This window comes from Candidatus Palauibacter australiensis (genome assembly GCA_026705295.1).
Lineage (GTDB): Bacteria > Gemmatimonadota > Gemmatimonadetes > Palauibacterales > Palauibacteraceae > Palauibacter > Palauibacter australiensis.
Genome location: JAPPBA010000107.1, coordinates 1 through 19,774, shown reverse-complemented (window position 1 = coordinate 19,774; position 19,774 = coordinate 1). Strand labels below are relative to the sequence as shown.

The following is a 19,774-nucleotide window of genomic DNA, read 5'->3' as shown; positions in this document are numbered from 1 at the left end:
CCAATCAAGTCACGAACTAGCTTCCGCGTTCGGCGGCGTCGAAGAAGCGGGCCGCCTCGCCTTCCTCGATGAAGCCGAGTTCCTCGATCTGTTCCTCCTGACGCTCGGACAGGTCGTCGAACAGCATGCGGTCGCGCGACGTCGGGGCCGCATCCGATGCCTCGGCATGTTCGAGCAGCTTCGCGAACTTGTCGTCGAGACGGACCGGCCAGTTGATGAGTTCCTGCTTGGCCCGGTGCTCTCGCGAGGGCCGGAACTGACGCAACTGGTCCTCGATCTCCCACAGCCGGGCGTCGAGTTCGGCCCCGGCGCCGGCGATTTCGGAGCCGCCCTCCGTGCCGGCGGCGGCCTCGATCGCCTCTACGATCCTTCGCCGGAGGTTGTGGATGCGCATCACGGCGCGGTGGTTCTCGCCGATCTTCTCCCGGATCGCCATCAGGAAGCCGAACTGCTCGTCGAACTCGGCCTGCGGCGTCGTCACGCGCGGGTCCGGCACGATCTCGAACGGGACCGTGAACGTCTCGCCGTCCACCGCCAGGCGCGCCTCGTAGCGGCCCGGGGGCGCCAGCGGCCCGTACGGGTCGCGGTGCCGGTAGAGCGTTTTCGGAACCCAGTCCACGGGCTCCGGATAGCGCATGTCCCATTCGAACACGTTGGCTCCGGCCTCTGCTAGGAGCCCCGGCTCCACCAGATCCGCCGGGTCGATGAGATCCGGCCCTGCCTCGGGGGCGGCGCCCCGGCTCGAGAAGGTGCGGATCTCCTCCCCCTCGGCCCCGTCGTCACCCGCCTCGTGGATCGACAGGCGGACCTCCCCCTCGGGGGCGCCGGGCAGGTAGTAGCGTAAGACGACGCCGCTCGGCGGATTCGGCATGAAGAGGCCGCCGAACGTCGCCCGCGTGACCATCTCGCGGAAGCGGATCGTGGGCCGCGGCGTGAACAGACGCACGCCATCGTCCACGTCCGGCCCTCCGCCGTCGGCCCGCAGCGCTGCGCCCGCCGCCGCCAGTTGCCGCAGCGGCGAGATGTCGTCGAGCACCCAGTGCGCGCGCCCGTGCGTGGCCGCGACGATGTCGCCCTCCTTCACCTTGAGGTCGCGCACCGGCGTGACGGGCAGGTTTAGCCGCAGCGAGCGCCAGTTCTGCCCGTCGTCCAGGCTCACCCACACGCCGCTCCATTCCGCGCCGGCGTAGAGAAGCCCGGGCTGCTCGTCGTCCTCTCGAACCACCCACACGAAGTCGTCCTCGGGGAAGTCCGCGTCGATGCGGCGCCAGGTGGCCCCGTAGTCGGCCGTTGCCCACACCGACGGGGCGTCGTCGCCCATCATGTGCCGGTTGGCGGACACGTAGGCCGCCGCCGGATCGTGCCGCGAGGCCTCGACGACGCTCACCCAGGTGTCGGGCTCCATGTCGGGTGGCGTGACGTCCTCCCAGTTCCCTCCGCCGTCCGTCGAGATGTAAACGAGGCCATCGTTCGAGCCCGTCCACAGCACTCCTTCCCGCACGGGCGACTCGGCGATGCTCGCGATCGCGGCGTACCACTCGATCCCCACGTTTTCCCGCGTGAGGCCCCAGAACTCGCCGCGATCGGAGGGGAGCGTCGCTTCGAAGCGGGTTTCGTCGGCGCGCGTGAGGTCGGGGGAGATGTCCGCCCAACTCGCGCCCTCATCCGTCGAGCGGTGGACGTACTGTGTGGCCGTGTACATCACATCGGGGTCGTGGGGCGAGAGGAAGAGCTTGACGTCCCACACCTGGCGGTAGCGGAGCTGGTCCTCGCCGGTGCCGTAGTAGTTCTCGCCCCAGACCGAGATCCAGCGGCGCTCGCCCGTCGAGCGGTCCACGCGCGCGATCCAGTGGTGGTCGCCCCCGTAGCTCACGTCGAGCCGGTCCGGGTGGACCGCGATCCCCCCGTTCTCCGCCGCCGCCGTCGTCCAGCGCTGGTAGTCCCAGATTGCCCCCTCGTCGGAACGGCTGGGCACGCAGATGCTGGTGTTGTCCTGCTGGGGCGCGCACACGTTGTAGGGGAAGTCGTCGTCGACGGAGGCGTTGTACATCTGCCCCGTGGGCTGGTTCTCGACCGACGACCAGGTGCGGCCGCCGTTGAGCGTCACGGTCGTGCCGCCGTCGCCCCCGCCCAGCATGCGGCGCGAATCCGCGGGGTCGATCCACAGTGCATGGTGATCGCCGTGCGGGAGCGTCGTGAGGGCGGCGAAGCTCTCGCCCCCGTCCGTCGACTTCCAGATCGAGGTGTTGAGCACGTACACGACGTCCGGATCCGTGGGGTCGGCCACGACGTGCGTGTAGTACCACGGGCGCTGGAAGAAGTTGGGGTTGTCGGCCACGCGCTCCCAGCTGCGGCCGCCGTCCTCGGAGCGGTAGAGCCCGTTGCCGGAGCAGTAGTAGTCGCGGCACGGGAGCCAGTCCGCCTGGCCGGGCGCGTCGGCGGTGTAGAGGCCGCCCGTCCCGTCCCCCTCGGCGGTCATCAGCGCCCACACGCGATTCGGCCGCGACCGGGAGATGTCGAGCGAGATCCGTCCCTTCAGGCCGGCGGGAAGTCCGGGGGCCGCCGAGATGTCCTCCCAGGTGTCGCCCCCGTCCGTCGTCTTCCACACCCCGTTGTCGGGCCCGGCATCCTTGATCGTCCACGGGAATCGGCGCCCGTTCCACGTCGCCGCATAGAGCGTGCCGGGCGCGCTCCGGTCCATGACCAGGTCGATGACCCCCGTTTCGTCGTCCACGTACAGGACGCGCTCCCACGTCTCGCCGCCGTCGCGGGAGCGGTACACGCCGCGGTTCTCGTCCGGGATGAACCCGTGCCCGTGAGAGGCGGCGTAGACGAGGTCGGGATCGCGCGGGTGGACCTCGATCGCGGAGAGGTTGCGGGTGTCCGCCAGCCCCATGTTCCGCCATGTGCGTCCGGCGTCGTCGGAGCGGTAGATGCCGTCGCCGCGCGAGATGTTGGTGCGGAACGAGACATCCCCCGTGCCGACGTAGAGGATGTCAGGGTCCGACTCCGAGATCGCCAGCGAAGAGACCGTCGTCGTCCCGAAGTACCCGTCCGACAGGTTGTGCCAGCTTACCCCGGCGTCGTCCGTCTTCCAGACGCCGCCCCCGTTGGTGCTCCCCATGTAGAACACGCCGGGCTCCGTCGGATGCCCGGCTCCGGCGATGGACTTGCCGCCTCGCCACGGGCCGATGGGCCGCCACTCCAGCACCTCGAGCACCGACGCGTCGACCGAACCGCCCCCCAGCCCGGCGGCCGCGTCCCGATCCGGCAGGTCGTCCGGCTCCGCACAGGCCAGGGCGGGAATGAGGAAGATGGAGAAGAGGATCCCGAGCGACGGCGAGTGATCGTGATGGCGCATCGTCGCCTCCCAGCTTCGAGAAAGACGTTCCCGCGGGAACGCGTGGTTGTGTTCAGTCGGTGCGGCGCAGTTCGACGGGTTGGCCGTGGGGGGTGTGGCGGTAGGCGTCCGCCCACGCCTCCTTGCAATCGTCGAGAGCCGCGGAGGTGCTGAGCCGGCGGTCGACGACGAGCCGTTCGAGGGCGGCGACCCAGTGGTGGTAGTAGCGGGAGCCGTCGTCCGGTTCCCCACGCGCTTCCGCCTCGGCGAGTTCGTCGGCGAGCGTCCCGGCCCACTCCTTCCACGTGAAGTGTCCCTCCTCGGAGAGCTTCACCGCAAGCGCGAAGGCCTGTGCCTGCCACGGCGCCTCGAACACCGGGCCCTCCTCGTCAGTGGGCAGCGGAGGGAGTGCCGCGAGACGTTCGGCGTCGACCCGCTCGGCCCCGCCCCGTCCGGCGCTCGTCGTCACGCTGGCTCCAGGTAGTCTTCCCACAGGTCGACGTAGATCGCGTCGCCCGCGGCGGCCCGCTCACCCCACAGTTCCCGCGCCTCGAAGCGCACCGAGTAGACGTGCTGCGGGCGGCGGTCGAGGGGACGCCGGCCGTCCTCGTCCGTGTCCTGCAGCGCGTAGACGCCGTAGTCCTCGACCACGGTTCCCTGCCGCCCGCGGACGTAGCGCGGCTGCCGCGTGTGGCCGCGCGGGTGGAGGTTCCGCGCACGCACCCGGTCGTTCGGCGCGAAGCGGGCGGGTACATCCATGTCGAGGAGCCCGGCGCCCGGCGCCCCGGTGTTCGAGGGCGGGAGCATCTCCGGCCGCGGCGCCCCCGGATCCGGGTAGCCGGTCTCCAGTTCGGTCTCCGAGATGAGGCCGCTCACGAGCAGTCGGGTCGTCATCATCCGGAACCAGCGCTCGTAGTAGGACATGCTGAGGTATTCGACGGGGGGGATGCTCTCGAGCGTGTAGCGGAAGGAGGGCCATTCGCGCCCCCGGCCCCACGGACCGACCGCCCTGGTGAGCGCGTACACGCGCCCCTCCCAGCGGTGGTGGAAGACGGGCTCGTTCTCCTCGGGCTCGACCGGGCCGAAGCCGTCCATGCCGCCCATGTCGTGGATCGTGTTCACCGGTCTCCTCCGGACGGGCCTCCCGCTGGCGCCTCGACCCGGGCCACGCCGATCATCGAGTCCCGGCTGACGATCCCCGCCAGCTCCTCTTCGCTCATCTCCTCGGTGCCGGCGGGCCGCTCCGGGAGCACCAGGTAGCGGATCTCCGCGGTGCTGTCCCAGACGCGGACCTCGACATCCTCGGGCACATCGAGACCGAATTCGCTCAGCACGGCGCGCGGCTCGATGACCGCCCGCGCCCGGAAGGGGGCGGACTTGTACCACACGGGCGGGAGGCCCAGCGTCGGCCACGGGTAGCACGAGCACAGCGTGCAGACGACGAGGTTGTGCACCTCCGCGGTGTTCGCCACGACCTTCATGTGCTCGCCCTGACCGCCCAGATGGCCGAGTTCGCCGATCGCCGCGGTCCCATCCGCGAGGAGGCGCTCGCGGTACGCGGGATCGACCCAGGCGCGCGCGACCACCTCGGCTCCGTTCCGCGGGCCGATCCGGTTCTCGTACGTGTCCACGATTTCGTCCAGCGCCGCCGAATCCACCATCCCCTTCTCCGCGAGGACGGACTCCAGCGCCCGCACCCGGAGGGCGATGTCCGACGGCACGTCCTGATGATCATGGTCGTGGTCGTGCTCGTGACTGTGCTCGTGTGACTCGTCCTGGTCGGCCATCAGCTTCCCCGGGGCGGCGAATGCGGCCGCACCCACCGCCGCGTCCCTGATGAACCCGCGCCGGTCGACCGGCCGCCTTTCCGATTCGTCCATACACACTCCTTGCTGCGTCCATGGTGCCCACACGCGGCTGGACCGCGCAACGGCCGCGCCACGGCGAAGCGGGTGGAACAGGAGATCACATTGCCGTCCCCGCCCACAGCGCCCCGATCGGCACGGCGAACAGCCGGTCCCCGAACGCTGTGGCGTGGTCACCGTCGTACAGCAGAATGCCTGCCCCGAACCGGTCGCCGGCGACGGTTCGAAACCGTCTCAAAGCGTGGAAGTCCCCGGCCGTCAAACCCGCCGCCGCCTTTACCTCGATCGCGAAGCATCGGCCGGACAGCGTCTCAATGACGATGTCCACCTCCACCTTGTCCTTGTCTCGGTAGTGATGGAACGTCAGCGGTTCATCTGCCCACAGCGCCTGCTTCCGCAGCTCGTTGTATACGAAGGACTCCAGCAGCGCCCCGAGTTCGCCGGGTCGGTTCAGCAACATGTGCCGGTTGATCCCGCGCAGGGCGCATATCATGCCCGTGTCGACGGCGTGCAGCTTCGGGGCCTTGACGAGCCGTTTGAACTCGCTCGTGTGCCACGCGGGCAGCCGCTCCACGACGAAGAGCTGTTCCAGAAGAGCGAGGTATCGGCCGACGGTGAGGCGGTTCAGGCCCAGCCTGCCCCCAAGCTCGGCGAGATTGACGAGGCGGCCGGAGTAGAGGGCGGTCAGTTTGAGCAGTTTCGTCATCGCGTCCAGGTGCTCGACGCGGGCGAGTTCACGCAGATCCCGCTGCACCAGGGTACCGATGTACTGCTCGTGCCACGCGCGGGCCCGCCGCTCGCTCGTTCGGGCCAAGGGCTCGGGGAATCCGCCCGCTACGATCCGCCGCACCAAGCGGTCCCTTACGCGCACCTCGGCGGCCACCGGCATTTCCAGCCGCAGCATGGTGTCGATGAAGCTGGGTTCCCGAGCGGCGATTTCGCACTCGGACAGTGTCGCCAGCCGGACGGCCTCCATTCGCCCAACCAGGGCATCGGCCAACTTGGGCAGCAGCATGGCGTTGGCGGAGCCGGTCAGCAGGAAGCGGCCGGGCGTGCGGTCCTCGTCCACCGCCTGTTTGACCGCGAGGAGCGCATCGGGAACGCGCTGCACTTCGTCGAGCGCGATCTTCTTCGCAGGCAGGTTACGTATGAAGCCCACGGGATCCGCGCGGGCGATCTCCAACTGCGCGCGGTCGTCGAACGTGATGTATTCCCAGGTTTCGTCGATCAGAGTTCGAACCAGCGTGGTTTTTCCGACTTGCCGCGCGCCCATGAGGAAGACGACCGGCGTGTCGGAGAGCGCCTCCTTGACGAAGCGGGCCGCCAGACGTCGATACATGGGCGTGGATCGTTGCATGTTGCCCATCGTAACAGCCTGGGGTCACGCCGGAAACCGCGTCTGATCGTTATTCGATCTTCGTCCAATCGTTATTTGCACCGCGTCTGATCGTTATTGTTTCATCGTCCAATCGTCATTTCGGCGATGGGGATTGCGCCACTTGGGCTCCTGCGCGCACCGTTCGGCGCATGACCGTTTCCTACGAGAACTCGAAGGCCGTCTTCGACGGGATCAAGGCCGCCGGCATCCGCAGCATCTCCGCTCTGCCGGAGACATGGCTCGGTCTCCTCCTGCAGCGCGCCGAGGACGATCCCGAGGTCGATCTCATCCAGGTCGCCAAGGAGGAGGAGGCGGTCGGCATCGCCGCCGGGGCCTACTTCGCCGGCGAGCCGCACATCCTGCTCATGCAGAACCACGGCTTCTTCGCGGCAATGAACGGGATCATCTCCCTCGCCCAGCTCTACTCCGTCCCGCTCTGCATGCTCATCGCGGTCCGGGGCCACTGGGGCGAGCCCTACCCGTGGCACACTCGTGGCGGGATCGTGACGGAGGGGTTGCTGCAGGCGCTCAACATCCCCTACCACCACGCGAGAGATCCGGCGCTCGTCGCGAAGGAGATCGCCGAGGCGTACACGCTGTCGCAGAGTTCGCTCTCGCCGGTCGCGCTGCTGCTGACGCGCGACCTCATGGAAGTGTGATGCGGGACGGCGGATTCAGGCGGGGGGAGGAGGCCTGATGCGGCGGGAGGACTGCCTGGAGCTGATCTACCCCGAGATCGAGGACAGGCTGGTCGTCACGATCATGGGGGCCTGCGCCCAGGAACTGTACGACCTCGGCCACCGCGAGAACTTCTTCTACCTGCAGCACGCGATGGGGCTCGCCTCGTCGATCGGTCTCGGCCTCGCGAGTCATCTGCCGCACGAGCAGGTGATCGTGCTCGACGGGGACGGATCGGCGCTGATGAACCTCGGCACCTTCACCACCCTCGCGCGCTACCGGCCCCGGAACCTCCTGCACATCATCTTCGACAACGGAAGCCTCCTCTCGACGGGAGGGTTCGAGTCGCACACCACCTCGGGCGTCACGGATCTCGCCGCGATCGCGCGCGGGGCCGGGATCGAGCACGCGGTGGCCGTGGACTCGCCGATGGCGTTCGGGGAAGCGTTCGTCGAGGCGCTGGAGCGGGACGACCTCGGCGTGATCGTGGCCCGCGTCGACGCCGTGGGCCCGGACAATTACGGGATGGACTTCGCCCTGCCCGAGAACGCCTTCCGCTTCAAGCGCTGCGTGCAGGAGCGCCGCGCCGCGACGGGCTGGACGCCGCCACCGCAGCCGGGACACGCGAGCGGCGCCTAGCACGGGCTGCCGGCCGCCACGCCCGGTTGCCGCACGCCGCTCGAAGGGACTAGCCCGCCTCCTCGGCCACCCGGGCGATGACGTCCCGCACCCGATCGCGGAAGGTGTGTGCCCGTTCCATGACCTCGGCCTCGTCGACCGTGAGCACTCGGCCGTCCCTGACGACGACGCGCCCGTTCACGAGCACCGTGGAGACGTCGCTCCCCCGAGCCGCGTACACGAGGTGGGAATAGACGTTGTAGAGGGGCGTGAGCCCGGCACGCCGCGTGTCGAGCAGCACGACGTCGGCGCGCTTTCCGGGCTCCAGCGAGCCGATGCGGTCGTGGAGGTTGAGCACGCGGGCGCCGCCCATCGTGGCCATGCGGAACACCGTCTCGGCCGGGAGCGCGGTCGGGTCGGCGTTCGTGAACTTGTGGAGCTTGGCGGCGGCATCCATCTCGTCGAAGAGGTCGAGGTCGTTGTTGCTCGCCGGACCGTCGGTGCCGAGTCCCACAGGGATTCCGGCGGCGAGCAGCTTCACAACCGGCGCCGCCCGCGGGATCCCGAGTTTGAGGTTGCTCTGCGGGTTGTGCGAGACCCCCGCCCCCCCGGCCGCGATGCGTTCGATGTCCTCATCCGAGAGGTAGATGGAGTGGGCGAGGACGGTCCCCGGACGGAGCGCTCCTACGGACTCGAGTGCCTCCACCACGCCCATCCCGGTCCGTTCCGTCGCCGTCGCGAACTCGCTCGCGTCCTCGGCCGTGTGGATCTGAAACGGGGCATCGTACTCGATGGCCAACCGCAGCGCGGCGCGAACGTCGTCCAGCGAGGTCGTGTACAGCGAGTGGGCGGCCGTACCGGGAACCAGCGTGGGGTGGTCGCGATACGCCTCCATGAACTCGAATGCGTTGGCCAGCGTCTCCGCCGGCGACGCGAAGTCGGGGGCGGGAAAGCCGATGACATGCGGGCCCATGACGGCGCGGATGCCCGCATCGATCACCGCCCGCGCCGCGTCATCCCGGAAGTAGTACATGTCCGCGAACGTCGTCGTCCCGCTCTTCAGCATCTCGATGGACGAGAGCAGCGTGCCCCAATAGACGAACTCGGGATCGACGAGTTCTGCCTCGGCGGGGAAGATGTGCTCGTTCAGCCACGTCATCAGCGGCATGTCGTCGGCGAGTCCGCGCAGGAGCGACATGGCGGCGTGGCCGTGCGTGTTGACGAGTCCGGGGATCACGAGGTGCCCCGTCGCGTCGAGCACCGTCACGCCCGCGGGGCGGGGAGCCTCACCGTCGAGGACGGCGGAGATCCGATCCCCTTCCACGAGCACCGCGCCCGCCTCGAGGACGGTGCCGGCGTCGTCCATGACGACGACCGTGCCGCCGTCGATCAGGAGCCGGCCGCCCTCCGAGGCTGTGTCGCCGGCATCCGGACCGGCCGAGCACGCGGACAGGAACACGCCGGCGAGGAGGAATCCCCCGCCGGCTCGGGCAATGGTTTGTGTCGGCGCGAACCGCAACAGCTAACCGTCCTGCGGCTGCGGAACGACCCGGATGTAGGGAAGGGGCTGCTCCCAGCCCTCCGGGAAACGCTTCCGCGCCTCCTCGTCGGTGACCGCCGGCGCGATGATCACGTCGTCGCCCTGCTCCCAGTTCGCCGGCGTGGCGAGCTGCTTCTCGGCCGTGAGCTGGCACGAATCCAGGAGCCGGAGGATCTCGGCGAAGTTGCGGCCCGTGCTCATCGGATACGTGAGGGTGGCCTTGATCTTCTTGTCGGGGCCGATGACGAACACCGAGCGCGCCGTGGCGTTGTCCATCGGTGTGCGTCCCTCGGACGTGTCGCCGGCGTCGGCCGGGAGCATGTCGTACGCCTTGACGATCTCGAGCCTCGGGTCGCCGATCAGCGGGTAGCCGACGGCGTGCCCCTGCGAAGCCTCGATGTCCTTCGACCAGGCTTTGTGGTCGCTCACCCCGTCGACGCTGACCCCGATGATCTTGCAGTTGCGCGCCGCGAACGCGTCCTCCAGGGCGGCCACGGCCCCGAGTTCCGTCGTACACACGGGCGTGAAGTCCTTCGGATGGGAGAAGAGGAGGACCCACCCGTCCCCGATCCAGTCGTGGAAGCGGATTCTGCCCTGCGTCGTATCCGCCGTGAAATCCGGCGCCGTGTCATTGATCCGGAGCGTCATCACTACTCCCTGTTTCGAGGTGGTCGCTGTGGAGCCGCTGCGGGCGACGCAGCCCATGATCGGCGTTTCCCGCCATGGTGACAACGCCGCGACAACGCCGGCCCGTCCCCGGCTATGGCCGAACCGGCCCGGCTCGGCGCATGTTTCTCGGCCATGCGCTACCGAACCCGAGAAGCTGGAGCCTCCGGAGGACCCCTGATGAAGATCGGACGCCGTGTCCTGTTGACGACCGCCGTGCTGACCGTCGCCATCGTCGCGACGGCGCGGGCGCACACGATGTACCTGAAGCTCGAGAGCTTCTTCCTGGAGCCGCACTCGACGAACGTCGTTGCGCTCTTCAACGGAGACTTCGACGAGAGCGAGAACCACATCACGCGCGACCGCATGCTGGATGTGAGCATCGTGGGACCGGATGGGGTCGTACACCCACCGACCGAGGCGTGGCGCGACACGGCGATGTTCCACTGGCATGCGGACAGCGTCGACACGGCCCTGTTGACCTTCGAGACGGGCTCCGCCGGGACCTACACGATCGGCGTGTCGACGGCGGCCCGCGTGATCCCGCTCGAAGCGGAGGCGTTCTACGAATACCTGGTTCACGAGGGCTTGGTCGACGAGATCGCGCAGCGCGAAGCGGCCGGAAAGACGGACGACGACGCGGTCGAGCGCTACAGCAAGCACGTGAAGGCGATCGTCCAGGTGGGCGACGCCCGAAGCGGCGAATGGGCGGAGGAGCTCGGCTATCCGGTGGAGCTCATCCCGCTGGAGAACCCGTACGATCTCGTCGTCGGCGACGAGCTCCAGGTGCGCTTCCTGCGCGCGGGCGAGCCGGTCGAGAACGCGCTCCTCTACGCGAACTACGAGTTCAACCCCCACTCGCACGACGATACCGGTGCACACAACGAGGCGGTCGAGGTTCGCACGAACGCGGACGGCGTCGCGACGATCCCGCTCGTAGGTGGAGGTCGGTGGTACATCCGGACGATTCACATGGTGGAGACGCCGTCGGAGCCTGACCTCGACTACGAGTCGAACTGGGCCACGCTCACGTTCCAGGTCCGGGGCGGCTAGCCGGAAGCCGCGTTAGCCGCGCTAGTAGCCGCGCTCCCGGTCGACGACGGCCAGGAGCCGCTCGCCGGCCGCGAAGCGCCGCAGGTTCTCGCGGAAGAGCGTCCACATCCGCTCCATGTGTTCATCGGAGTCGCCGCCCAGGTGCGGCGTGATGATCACGTTCGGCATCGACCAGAGGACGTGGTCCCGCGGGAGCGGCTCGGGATCCACCACGTCCAGCCCCGCGCCCGCGATCCGGCCCTCCCTCAGCGCGCGGACGAGCGCCGCCGTGTTCGTTGTGCGGCCGCGCCCGAGGGTGATGTAGAGCGCGGTGGGCCGCGTCAGCTCGAAGAAGGCCTCGTCGATGACGCCGTCCGTCTCCGGCGTGAGCGGCAGGGCGTTGACGATGACGTCCGCCTCGGGAACCAGATCCAGCAGTTCCGACGCCAGCCCGACCCGCTCTACGAAATCGGGCCCCTCCCGGCTGCTGTTCCGCGTGGCGATGACCCGCATGCCGATCCCGTGCGCGATGCGCGCGGTTTCCGTCCCGATCCCGCCGAGGCCGATGACGAGCATCGTGCGGCCGCGAAGTTCGAGTAACTGGCTGCCCTCACCGCGGTAGGGGGACGGCCCGGTCAGCGGCCGGATGTCCCAGCGCCGCTCGCGCTGCAGGTCGAGCGCCGTGTGGAACCGTCGCGCCAGCACGAGCGCCATGCCGAGCGCGTGCTCCGCGCCGCCGGGGGCGAAGATCCGCTGGGCGTTGGTGATGACGAGGTCCTCGGCGTCGGAGAGCCCGGGCAACGCGAGGTAGCGTTCGACCCCCGCAGAGGCGAGCTGCACCCAGCGGAGCTGGTCGCCGGCGGCGAGGATGTCCGCGTTCAGCACGCCGAGGACCGCGTCGGCGTCGTGCGCTTCGGCTGCCGCGGCCTGGCCGTCTCCGACGACGACGAGGTCCACCCCGGGGGCGACCTCCGCGAGTTCGGCCGTGCGGCCGGGCCACAGATCGGCGACGACGACTTTCACGGGCGGCTCCCAGTCAGGCGAGGATCGATCGGGCGAAGGGCCCGGACGCAGGCCGAGCACCCCGGCCGGGGCGCGCTCCGCTTCGGCCGCGCTCTCCGGCGGACGATCGGCGGCGCAGCCCGCCACCGCCAGCGCGGCGACGAGCGAACGCAGGACAGTCGGCGGGCGGGCTACGGATTCCCCCCCATCCGCTCCTGGTAGCGCGCACCGCTCAGCACGTTGAACATGGCGTAGTTGCCTTCGTGGCACGCGTACTCGTACAGCAGATGGTCGAAGCGCTTGAAGGGGACCTGTCCGCCCCAGGGGCTCGTGTACACCGCGGGATCGTCGATCGTGAACTCGTAGAGGATCGTCTCCTCGTCGACGCGCGTGAAGCGCTCGACGACCTTCCGATCCTTCGACGGCGGCACCCCCCGGAACGCGTGCTCGGGGTTCAGGTTCGTCGTCTCGACGACGAGCGTTCCATCCTCCCACCAGCCGACCGAACTTCCGAACCACGGCGTGACGTGGTCCGGCTCGAGCCGGCTCTCGAGCTGCTCCTGCGGATCACGGATGGGGATGATCCGCGCGTCGTGCACCATCTCGGCCATGATCACGACGAAGTCCTCGTTCTGCGCGATCGTGTAGCTGTTGTTGTACCAGTAGTTGGGGAGCATCGGCGGCCCGGCGCTCGATCCGAACGATACGATGCACCGTTCCGCGAGCGGCCGAAGCTCGGGGTGGTCGTACTGGCCGAATCTGCCGCGGAACTCCGCCGCGTCCTCCAGCCGCCTGCGCGCATCCGGCGTAAGATCCGGAATCCGTCCATCCGGCGGGTCGGTGACGAGGGAACTGCGCGGCTCGCCTCTCACGATCGCCACGCGTTCGCCCGGCTCGCGGTAGAACTCGTCGTAGCAGGTCGTGGCCCCATCGATGCAGACCCGGTGCTCGCCCCCCGGCGGCAGCGGCCGGTCCGGGTCCACCGGGGCCGTCCGTTCGGCGACGGTCTGCGCCTGTCCACCCTCTATGGCGGCGACCTCGTCCGGGCTCAGCACGGGTCCCCGGCCTTCGGGGCGCTCGAAGGGGGTCAGCGTCTGGTTCGTCCAGTTCCCCTGCAGGTCGGGATGGCCGTGCGCAGTGCGCGGGGGCTCCCAGTCGTCGGACGTGGTCTGGGTGCGGGCCGCGTCCGGCTGAATGAGTACCGCGGCGGCGGCAGCGAGTCCGAGGACGCCGATCGCGACGTAGGTGAAGGGGCGCGCGGCGGGTCGGTCCACGTTCATCGTTCCTCCTCGGTGCCGGCATCGGGATCGGCAGTGTGTTCAATCTGCGTTTCCCGAGCTTCGGGCGCGAGACGTGCAACGCGAAAGGGCCCGGAAGACCGGGCCCTCTCGAAGCGCTGTCAGTTGGGTCGGACAGTGGGTCTCAGAGACCTCCGCCGCCGCGCCGCCTCGCGGTCCGTCCCGTCGACCGCCCTCCCGACCCCGAGGAAGAGGAACCGATCGACGCCGTTCCCCGCGAAGACCCGGTCGACCGTGTTCCGATTCTGGAGGTTCCGCTGCTGTAGCCGCGTCCGCTGATCACCCGGCCGCCGTTGTTTGCGGGCTCCGTGCGGATGATCGTCGGACCGTAACCATAGCCGTAGCCGTACCCGTATCCGTAGGGGTAGCCGTAGCCGAAACCGAAGGGCGAGTAGCCGTACCCGTAGCGGTAGCCGTAGCGGCCGTAGTAGGGATAACCCCAGCCGTAGAACGAGAACGGGTCGTAGTATCCGCTACCCACGCCGCGCCAGGGCCGTTCGCCGCCGTCGCCGCCCGTGGACACCGCGAAGCGTTCCGGATAGCTCCGCGCGATCATCATGTCGATGACCCCTTCCGACACGCCGGCATCGGCGAGTTGGAGGAGCCGGTCGGCGTCGACCGCGAGGGGCGTCTCGTGTTCGACGATCCAGGCCTCCACGGCCTCGGGATCCACATGAGCCTGCGCCTCGATGATGTCGTCGACCGAATATCGTCCGGACGCCGCGAGCCGCAACGAGCGCACGGCCAGGCTCCGGTCCTCCGCGATCTCACCCAGGCCGACAGCCTCGGCCTGGCTCTGCGTGGCCAGGCGGTATCGCGTCACCCACGTCAGCTTCTCGTCGCCGACGGTGACGACCCGCGCGTCGATCCAAGCGTCGGACGAGATCATCGCGAACATGCCGCTCGACGATCGGTCGACGCCGCCCTCGCAGACCTGGTCCACATCCATGAACACCCGGCCCGGCCGCGAGGCGAAGACCGCGCGGCGCGATCCGCTACAGCCCTCTTGCGCCGCTTCGTGCGGCTGTCCATCCGCCTGCACGATTTCCCGGGCCGCGATCTCGCCGTCTTCGATCGCGATCATCTCGACGCCGGTCTCTTCCGCGCTCGGCCGGAAGCAGAGCAGCGATTCGGGCGCGTCCGCGCTCGTCGAAGTACGAACCGGCTGCCAGCAACCCATCCAGGCGAGCCAGCGTTGGTCCATCTCCTGCGCCGCCGCGGTCGACAGCGGTCCGGCCGCGAGCATCATGCCGGCCGCCACGAAAAGAGCCGAGCCGATTCCAGCAGTTCGCTTTTTCGTCATGTGACCATACCTCGAGGTTTACAGCCGTACCGAGAAGCCGAACGCGGCACGGAGTCCGTTCAGGTCGATTCGGTCGAACCCGATGAAGCTCCCGCCCATATTCGCGCTGGCCCAAGAATAACGGGCTTCGGCGGTCAAAATCCACCGCAGCCCGAGCGAGTAGTCCAATCCGGCCGTCACGTAGGCGAGCGCGGATCCGCCGCTGGACGAGAAGTAGTCGTCGAAGATGTCCAGCGTTTCGTAGTCGACGAATTCGCCATCCTGCTCGAATTCGTACCACATGAAGCCGACGCCGCCTCCGACGAAGGGGGCGAACTTGCCCGGAATCCAGGCGAGATCGCTGATCCTCCGTCCCCGCTCCGTGAGGTAGGCCTTCATGCCGACGGTGAACGGGATGCGTCGAAAATCCGTCGTCTGCAGGATCGGCAGGTCGTCCGTGCCGATGAATTCCCGGGACTCGGAGTCGATCTGGCTGTTCTCATACCCGACGCCCAGCGCAAAGTCGATGCGGTCGGAGAGCCGGATGCCGAGGTCGGCGGCGAGCGCCACCGCGTTGAAGTCCTCCTTCTCGACGGTCAGTTCCCTGCGCGTGAAGTCGAAGATGTCACTGTCCGCGCGGGGAATCGAGTACCCGATTCGAGCGCCGAGCGTGACGGAAGGACGCCGGAAGAGAAAGTCCTGCGCCGCGAGGGCTTCGGCCGCCAAAGCTCCCCCGATGACGGCGAGGACAGCCGGCATCGAGGACTGTCTGAATCGGTACTTCACATTGCCTCCTTCAAGGCACCTGAGCGGAACTTCATGCGCTCGCGCCAACCGGGTTTTCGGTGTGCCACTCCTAACACGAACCAATCCCCGGCCGGGTCACATCTTCACCGACCCCCCGCCCGCAACCGCTTCGCAGGGCGCCGCCGCGCCCCCGGCCCCGCCCTAGCCGCTTCTCACGATCACGGGCGTTTCCTGCTGGACCTCGCCCCCGTCCGCGTCCCGCGCCGTAACGGTGATCGTCGTACTCCCCACCGTCACGCCGACCACCGTGAGGGTGCTGCCCGAAACCGCCCCCACCGCGACGAGCGTGTTCCCGGTCGTGACACTGAACGTCAGGTCGTCGCCCTCCGGATCGCTGAAGTACTGCGACAGGTCCAGCTGGTGCACCTGCCCCGTGGTCAGGCTCAGCGCCGGGAGCGCCTGGGCCGCGACCGGCTGCTGGTTGGGCACCGTGATCAGGAAGTTCTGCACGGCCTCTCCGCCGGCTTGATCGCGAGCGAAGATCAACCCGGCCGCCTGGCCGGTTCCGACCCCCACCACGGTCATCATGCTGCCCGAAACGGAGACGCCGGCTACGAGCGCGTTCGATGTACCCGCGCCGTACGCTAGCGGGTCGCCGTCCGGATCCTGGAAGAAGCCCGACACGTCCACGATGACATGATCGCCGGCCGCCACGGCCAGCGGCGGCACGACGCCGACCGCGACCGGCGCTTCGTTCGCCGGCGTGGGCTCCATCGTGTCCTCGCTCTCGATGCATGCCCCGGCGACGAGTACGGACAACGCCAAGGCGACAAAGCCGCCCGCGCGCCGGAAATTCAGATGTTCACGCAGCATTTTCTGTTTCTTCCTTAGGCTCTTGAGAAGGGTTCGGCCCGTCCGGCCCGAGTGGCCGTCAGGGCAGGGCCAGCGCCGCAAGTCCATCGGTCAACTGAATGATCACATACTGCCTGCCTTCGTGGACCCAGCTCGACATCCCGTAGCGCGTGTTGCCGGGCAACTCCACCTGCCCCACGCGCTCGCCGGTCCGCTTGTCGATCGCGAACAGGTGCGGCGTTCCATCGCTCGTCTGTCCAGACGCAAGAAGGAGCGTCGGAGTTGCAACCATGGCGGAATGGCCGCGCCGGCCCTGGTTCGGATTCACGTCCACCCCCTGCAGCATCGGATGGTCGCGAATCACCGCCTGCTGCCGCTCGGGCGCATCGCCGTGCGGGATCATCCACAGGTGTTCGCCCGTGTTCACGTCGATCGCCGTGATCCGTCCCACCGGCCCCTTCCAGATCCGCAGCCCCTCGACCGTCGCCTGGTCCGCCGTGCTCTCCGTCACCACGCCGATCGCGCGGGAGAATTCGGAGTGGGTGACGCCCGTCTGCTCCGGCCCGTCGAGCTCGGATTCGATCCCCGGCGCCACCATGACCGGTGAGCACCCGCTGGTCGACGTCACGAACACCACACCCTCCACGGGATCGGCCGCCGGCGGACCCGTGATGTTGGCCCCGCCCCCCCCGCCGGGGCAGATGAGCGCCGCGCCCTCGCCGTCCGGGTTCCCGAGGTGCGTAGGGGGGTTGAAGAGCGGCACGAAGAGGTCGTTATCACGCGCGTACTCGAGCGCCATCTCGCGCAGTTCGGGCGTGTAGTCGATGAGGTCCTGCTCGGTGCGGCCCTGCAGGTCGTAGGGCAGGGGCCACGTCGGGTGCGGCTGCGTTTCGGCGAGCTTCTCGCCCGGCACCTTCGACTGCGGGACCGGCCGCTCCTCGATGGGCCAGATCGGCTCGCCCGTTTCGCGGTCGAGCGCGTACAGCCACGACTGCTTCGTCGCCTGGAAGACACCCTTGATCGGCCGGCCGTCCACGACGACGTCCATGAGGAGCGGCGCGGTCGGCGTATCGTAGTTCCAGATGTCGTGGTGCACGAACTGGAAGTGCCAGCGGCGCTCGCCTGTCTCCACGTCCAGCGCGACGATGCTCGTGCCGAACAGGTTGTCGCCGGGGTGGAAACCGCCGTAATAGTCGATCGTGGCGCCGTTCGTGACGAGGTAGACGAGTCCGAGTTCGGGGTCCGCCGAGAGCGGCGCCCACGGGGACACGTCACCGGTCCACTGCCAGGCGTCGTTCTCCCACGTCTCGTGCCCGAACTCGCCGGGCCGCGGGATGATGTGGAACTTCCACTTGAACTCGCCGGTGCGGGCGTCATAGGCTAGGATGTCGCCCGGGACCATCTCCTTCCGCGTCTGGTTGTAGCCCTGCTCCGCGGAGTTGCCGACGACGACCACGTCGTTGACGACGATCGGAGGGGACGACGCCGTGATGTAGCCGATCTCGAGCGGCATCCCCTGGTCCGGGTCGTACTCCTGGTTCAGGCTCTCCCACGGCCCCCAGCCCTCGATGAGATCCGCCACCAGGTCCACCGTCCCCGAGGACGGGAACCCCGGCAGCGGCACCGCCTCGCCCCAGTTCTCGAGCGGCCGTCCCGTGTCGGCGTCGAGCGCGTAGAGAAAGAACCCGGGACTGATGATGTAGACGACGCCCCGTCCATCGACCTCGGCGTAGGCGACGCCCTTGCCGTACGCTTTTCGCATCGAGTACTCGTGCCGCCAGGTCATGGGTTCGGCGAAGCTCCACAGGAGCCTTCCCGTGGTGGGGTCGAGGGCGATGACATGCCGGTTCTCGCCCGTCACCGTGATCATCTTCCCGTCGATGTAGGACGGTGTGGCCCGCGCCGTGCTCGGCCCGAAGCTCGACGCGTCCCAGCGCCACGCGACCTCGAGGCTCTCGAAATTGGAAGCATCGATCTGCGTCGCCGGCGTGTAGCGAGTGTGCCAGGCGTCGCCCCCGTAGTAGGTCCACGCGGCTCCCTCCACGCCCGGGCCCTGCGCCGCGGCGGGGGCTCCCGCAATGACTCCGAACAGAAGGGGAAGAAGAAGGGTGCTGCTCGGCCGCCAGCTCCGGTGGTTCTTCATCATCCGTCCGCTCTCGCTGTTCTCTCTTCCGCAGTTCACCGTACGGGGTACGGCAAGGATAACACTCCATCGTGGACGCGCGTTTCCCGGGACGCAACGTCTCCTTGCACGCAGACCACGTTTCTTCGCACTGTATCAGGGCATTAAAGATGAGTCGCCGGACGCGGCAGCGGAGCAGTTCCAGCTGGAGGAGGATGTCTCATGCGTGGATCGCATCGTCACTCGAGCCATGCCTGGTCGCATGCAACGGCCCTTGTCGTGTTCATGGTGCCCCTGGCTCTGGGTCTCACGTTCCGGGATCTCACCGGACAGGGGCCGAACGGAGCGGAGCGGGCCGGGGCAGAGGCCGACGTCACGTTCTCGAAGGACGTCGCCCCCATCCTCCAGGCGAACTGCCAGAACTGCCACAGGCCGGGGTCCGTGGGTCCGATGCCGCTCCTCGACTACCGGGACACGCGCCGCTGGGCGTCTCGCATGAAGGAGCTGGTCTCGAAGCGGCTCATGCCGCCATTCCACCTCGACACGGGCGTCGGCATCCAGGACATCAAGGATGACTGGCGGCTGAGCGAGGCGGACATCGGGACGATCGTCGCCTGGGCCGACGCCGGGGCGCCCGAAGGGAATCCGGCGGACATGCCGCCCCCGATCGAGTGGCCGACCGAGCAGAAGTGGCAGCTCGAGGACATCCTCGGCCCGCCCGATCACGTGATCAAGTCGAAGCCGTTCGACGTGCCGGCCGAGGGCGGCGACACCTGGTGGCGACCGCGGGTGCCGACGGGGCTCGACGAGGATCGCTGGGTGATGGCGTTCGAGACCCGGCCCTCCTTCCCCGCCGGGCGTCAGGTCGTGCACCACGCGATCCCGCGCCTGCTCAGGCTCAACGAGGAAGGGGAGTACCGGCGCATCCAGAGCCTCTCCGAGTACGCGATGGGCAAGGTCGGGGAGATCGTGCCCGCGGACGCGGGGCGGATGCTGAAGGCGAACGACATGATCGAGTGGGACGCGCACTACTATCCCATGGGATACGAGGTGACCGGCGACCAGGTCGAACTCGGGATCTGGTTCCACGAGGAGGGCTACGAGCCCGAGTTCCAGCAGGACCTGCGTCTCTATCCTCTCAGGGGGGACATCGCGCTGGCGCCGGGAGGGACCGCGATGACGCAGGGGTTCTACCGCTGGGACCACCCGGTGAGGCTCGACAGCTACCAGCCGCACGGGCATGTGCACCTGCACGCGATGTCGATCCAGGCGCTCTACCCCGACGGCAGGCTCGAACTCATCAGCATGGTCACGGACTTCGACGCGCGCTGGCACCACAGCTACATCTACGAGG

The 19,774-nt window shown here is 68.5% G+C and carries 17 protein-coding genes; 4 read left to right on the top strand and 13 right to left on the bottom strand.

The window, feature by feature from the left end:
* Window positions 1–16: 16 nt before the first annotated feature.
* From OXN85_08310 to OXN85_08290, 5 genes are all read right to left on the bottom strand, one after another.
* Window positions 17–3,361, bottom strand: coding sequence for a glycosyl hydrolase (locus OXN85_08310; protein MCY3599959.1), 3,345 nt, complete (start codon window positions 3,359–3,361; stop codon window positions 17–19).
* Window positions 3,362–3,413: 52 nt separating this feature from the next.
* Window positions 3,414–3,809 (bottom strand): nitrile hydratase accessory protein, encoded by a 396-nt coding sequence (locus OXN85_08305; protein MCY3599958.1) that lies wholly within the window; start codon window positions 3,807–3,809, stop codon window positions 3,414–3,416.
* On the bottom strand, window positions 3,806–4,462 hold the full coding sequence (nthB, locus tag OXN85_08300; GenBank protein MCY3599957.1) for a nitrile hydratase subunit beta: 657 nt from the start codon (window positions 4,460–4,462) through the stop codon (window positions 3,806–3,808). The genes OXN85_08305 and nthB overlap by 4 nt, the downstream gene beginning before the upstream one ends.
* The gene (gene nthA, locus OXN85_08295; GenBank protein ID MCY3599956.1) at window positions 4,459–5,127 is read right to left on the bottom strand and encodes a nitrile hydratase subunit alpha; all 669 of its coding nucleotides are present in this window, start codon (window positions 5,125–5,127) and stop codon (window positions 4,459–4,461) included. The genes nthB and nthA overlap by 4 nt, the downstream gene beginning before the upstream one ends.
* A 178-nt stretch (window positions 5,128–5,305) precedes the next feature.
* A complete protein-coding gene (locus OXN85_08290) occupies window positions 5,306–6,544 on the bottom strand; it encodes an ATP-binding protein (protein ID MCY3599955.1) in 1,239 nt (412 codons plus the stop codon).
* Window positions 6,545–6,732: 188 nt separating this feature from the next.
* On the opposite strand from OXN85_08290, the gene OXN85_08285 reads away from it, so the two are divergent.
* Both OXN85_08285 and OXN85_08280 read left to right on the top strand, forming a co-directional pair.
* Window positions 6,733–7,242, top strand: a complete 510-nt coding sequence (locus tag OXN85_08285; protein ID MCY3599954.1) for a thiamine pyrophosphate-binding protein — start codon at window positions 6,733–6,735, stop codon at window positions 7,240–7,242.
* A 37-nt stretch (window positions 7,243–7,279) separates the two neighbouring features.
* Window positions 7,280–7,900, top strand: coding sequence for a thiamine pyrophosphate-dependent enzyme (locus OXN85_08280; protein ID MCY3599953.1), 621 nt, complete (start codon window positions 7,280–7,282; stop codon window positions 7,898–7,900).
* A gap of 49 nt (window positions 7,901–7,949) precedes the next feature.
* On the opposite strand, the gene OXN85_08275 is transcribed toward OXN85_08280, so the two are convergent.
* A complete protein-coding gene (locus OXN85_08275) occupies window positions 7,950–9,398 on the bottom strand; it encodes an amidohydrolase (protein MCY3599952.1) in 1,449 nt (482 codons plus the stop codon).
* Window positions 9,399–9,401: 3 nt separating this feature from the next.
* A complete protein-coding gene (locus OXN85_08270) occupies window positions 9,402–10,067 on the bottom strand; it encodes a peroxiredoxin (GenBank protein ID MCY3599951.1) in 666 nt (221 codons plus the stop codon).
* Window positions 10,068–10,265: 198 nt separating this feature from the next.
* On the opposite strand from OXN85_08270, the gene OXN85_08265 reads away from it, so the two are divergent.
* Window positions 10,266–11,138 (top strand): DUF4198 domain-containing protein, encoded by an 873-nt coding sequence (locus OXN85_08265; GenBank protein MCY3599950.1) that lies wholly within the window; start codon window positions 10,266–10,268, stop codon window positions 11,136–11,138.
* Window positions 11,139–11,159: 21 nt separating this feature from the next.
* Here OXN85_08265 and OXN85_08260 read toward each other — a convergent pair whose 3' ends face one another.
* From OXN85_08260 to OXN85_08235, 6 genes are all read right to left on the bottom strand, one after another.
* Entirely contained in the window at window positions 11,160–12,140 is a 981-nt protein-coding gene (locus OXN85_08260; GenBank protein MCY3599949.1) for a D-2-hydroxyacid dehydrogenase, read from the bottom strand.
* Between the two features lie 170 nt (window positions 12,141–12,310).
* A complete protein-coding gene (locus tag OXN85_08255) occupies window positions 12,311–13,399 on the bottom strand; it encodes a hypothetical protein (GenBank protein MCY3599948.1) in 1,089 nt (362 codons plus the stop codon).
* A 142-nt stretch (window positions 13,400–13,541) separates the two neighbouring features.
* On the bottom strand, window positions 13,542–14,720 hold the full coding sequence (locus OXN85_08250) for a hypothetical protein (protein ID MCY3599947.1): 1,179 nt from the start codon (window positions 14,718–14,720) through the stop codon (window positions 13,542–13,544).
* Between the two features lie 18 nt (window positions 14,721–14,738).
* On the bottom strand, window positions 14,739–15,485 hold the full coding sequence (locus tag OXN85_08245; protein MCY3599946.1) for a hypothetical protein: 747 nt from the start codon (window positions 15,483–15,485) through the stop codon (window positions 14,739–14,741).
* Between the two features lie 162 nt (window positions 15,486–15,647).
* A complete protein-coding gene (locus OXN85_08240) occupies window positions 15,648–16,319 on the bottom strand; it encodes a hypothetical protein (GenBank protein MCY3599945.1) in 672 nt (223 codons plus the stop codon).
* 58 nt (window positions 16,320–16,377) lie between these two features.
* Window positions 16,378–18,444, bottom strand: a complete 2,067-nt coding sequence (locus OXN85_08235; GenBank protein MCY3599944.1) for a PQQ-binding-like beta-propeller repeat protein — start codon at window positions 18,442–18,444, stop codon at window positions 16,378–16,380.
* 198 nt (window positions 18,445–18,642) lie between these two features.
* Here OXN85_08235 and OXN85_08230 point away from each other — a divergent pair.
* Window positions 18,643–19,774: cytochrome c (locus OXN85_08230; protein MCY3599943.1), on the top strand; the 1,132-nt coding region annotated here is incomplete at its 3' end.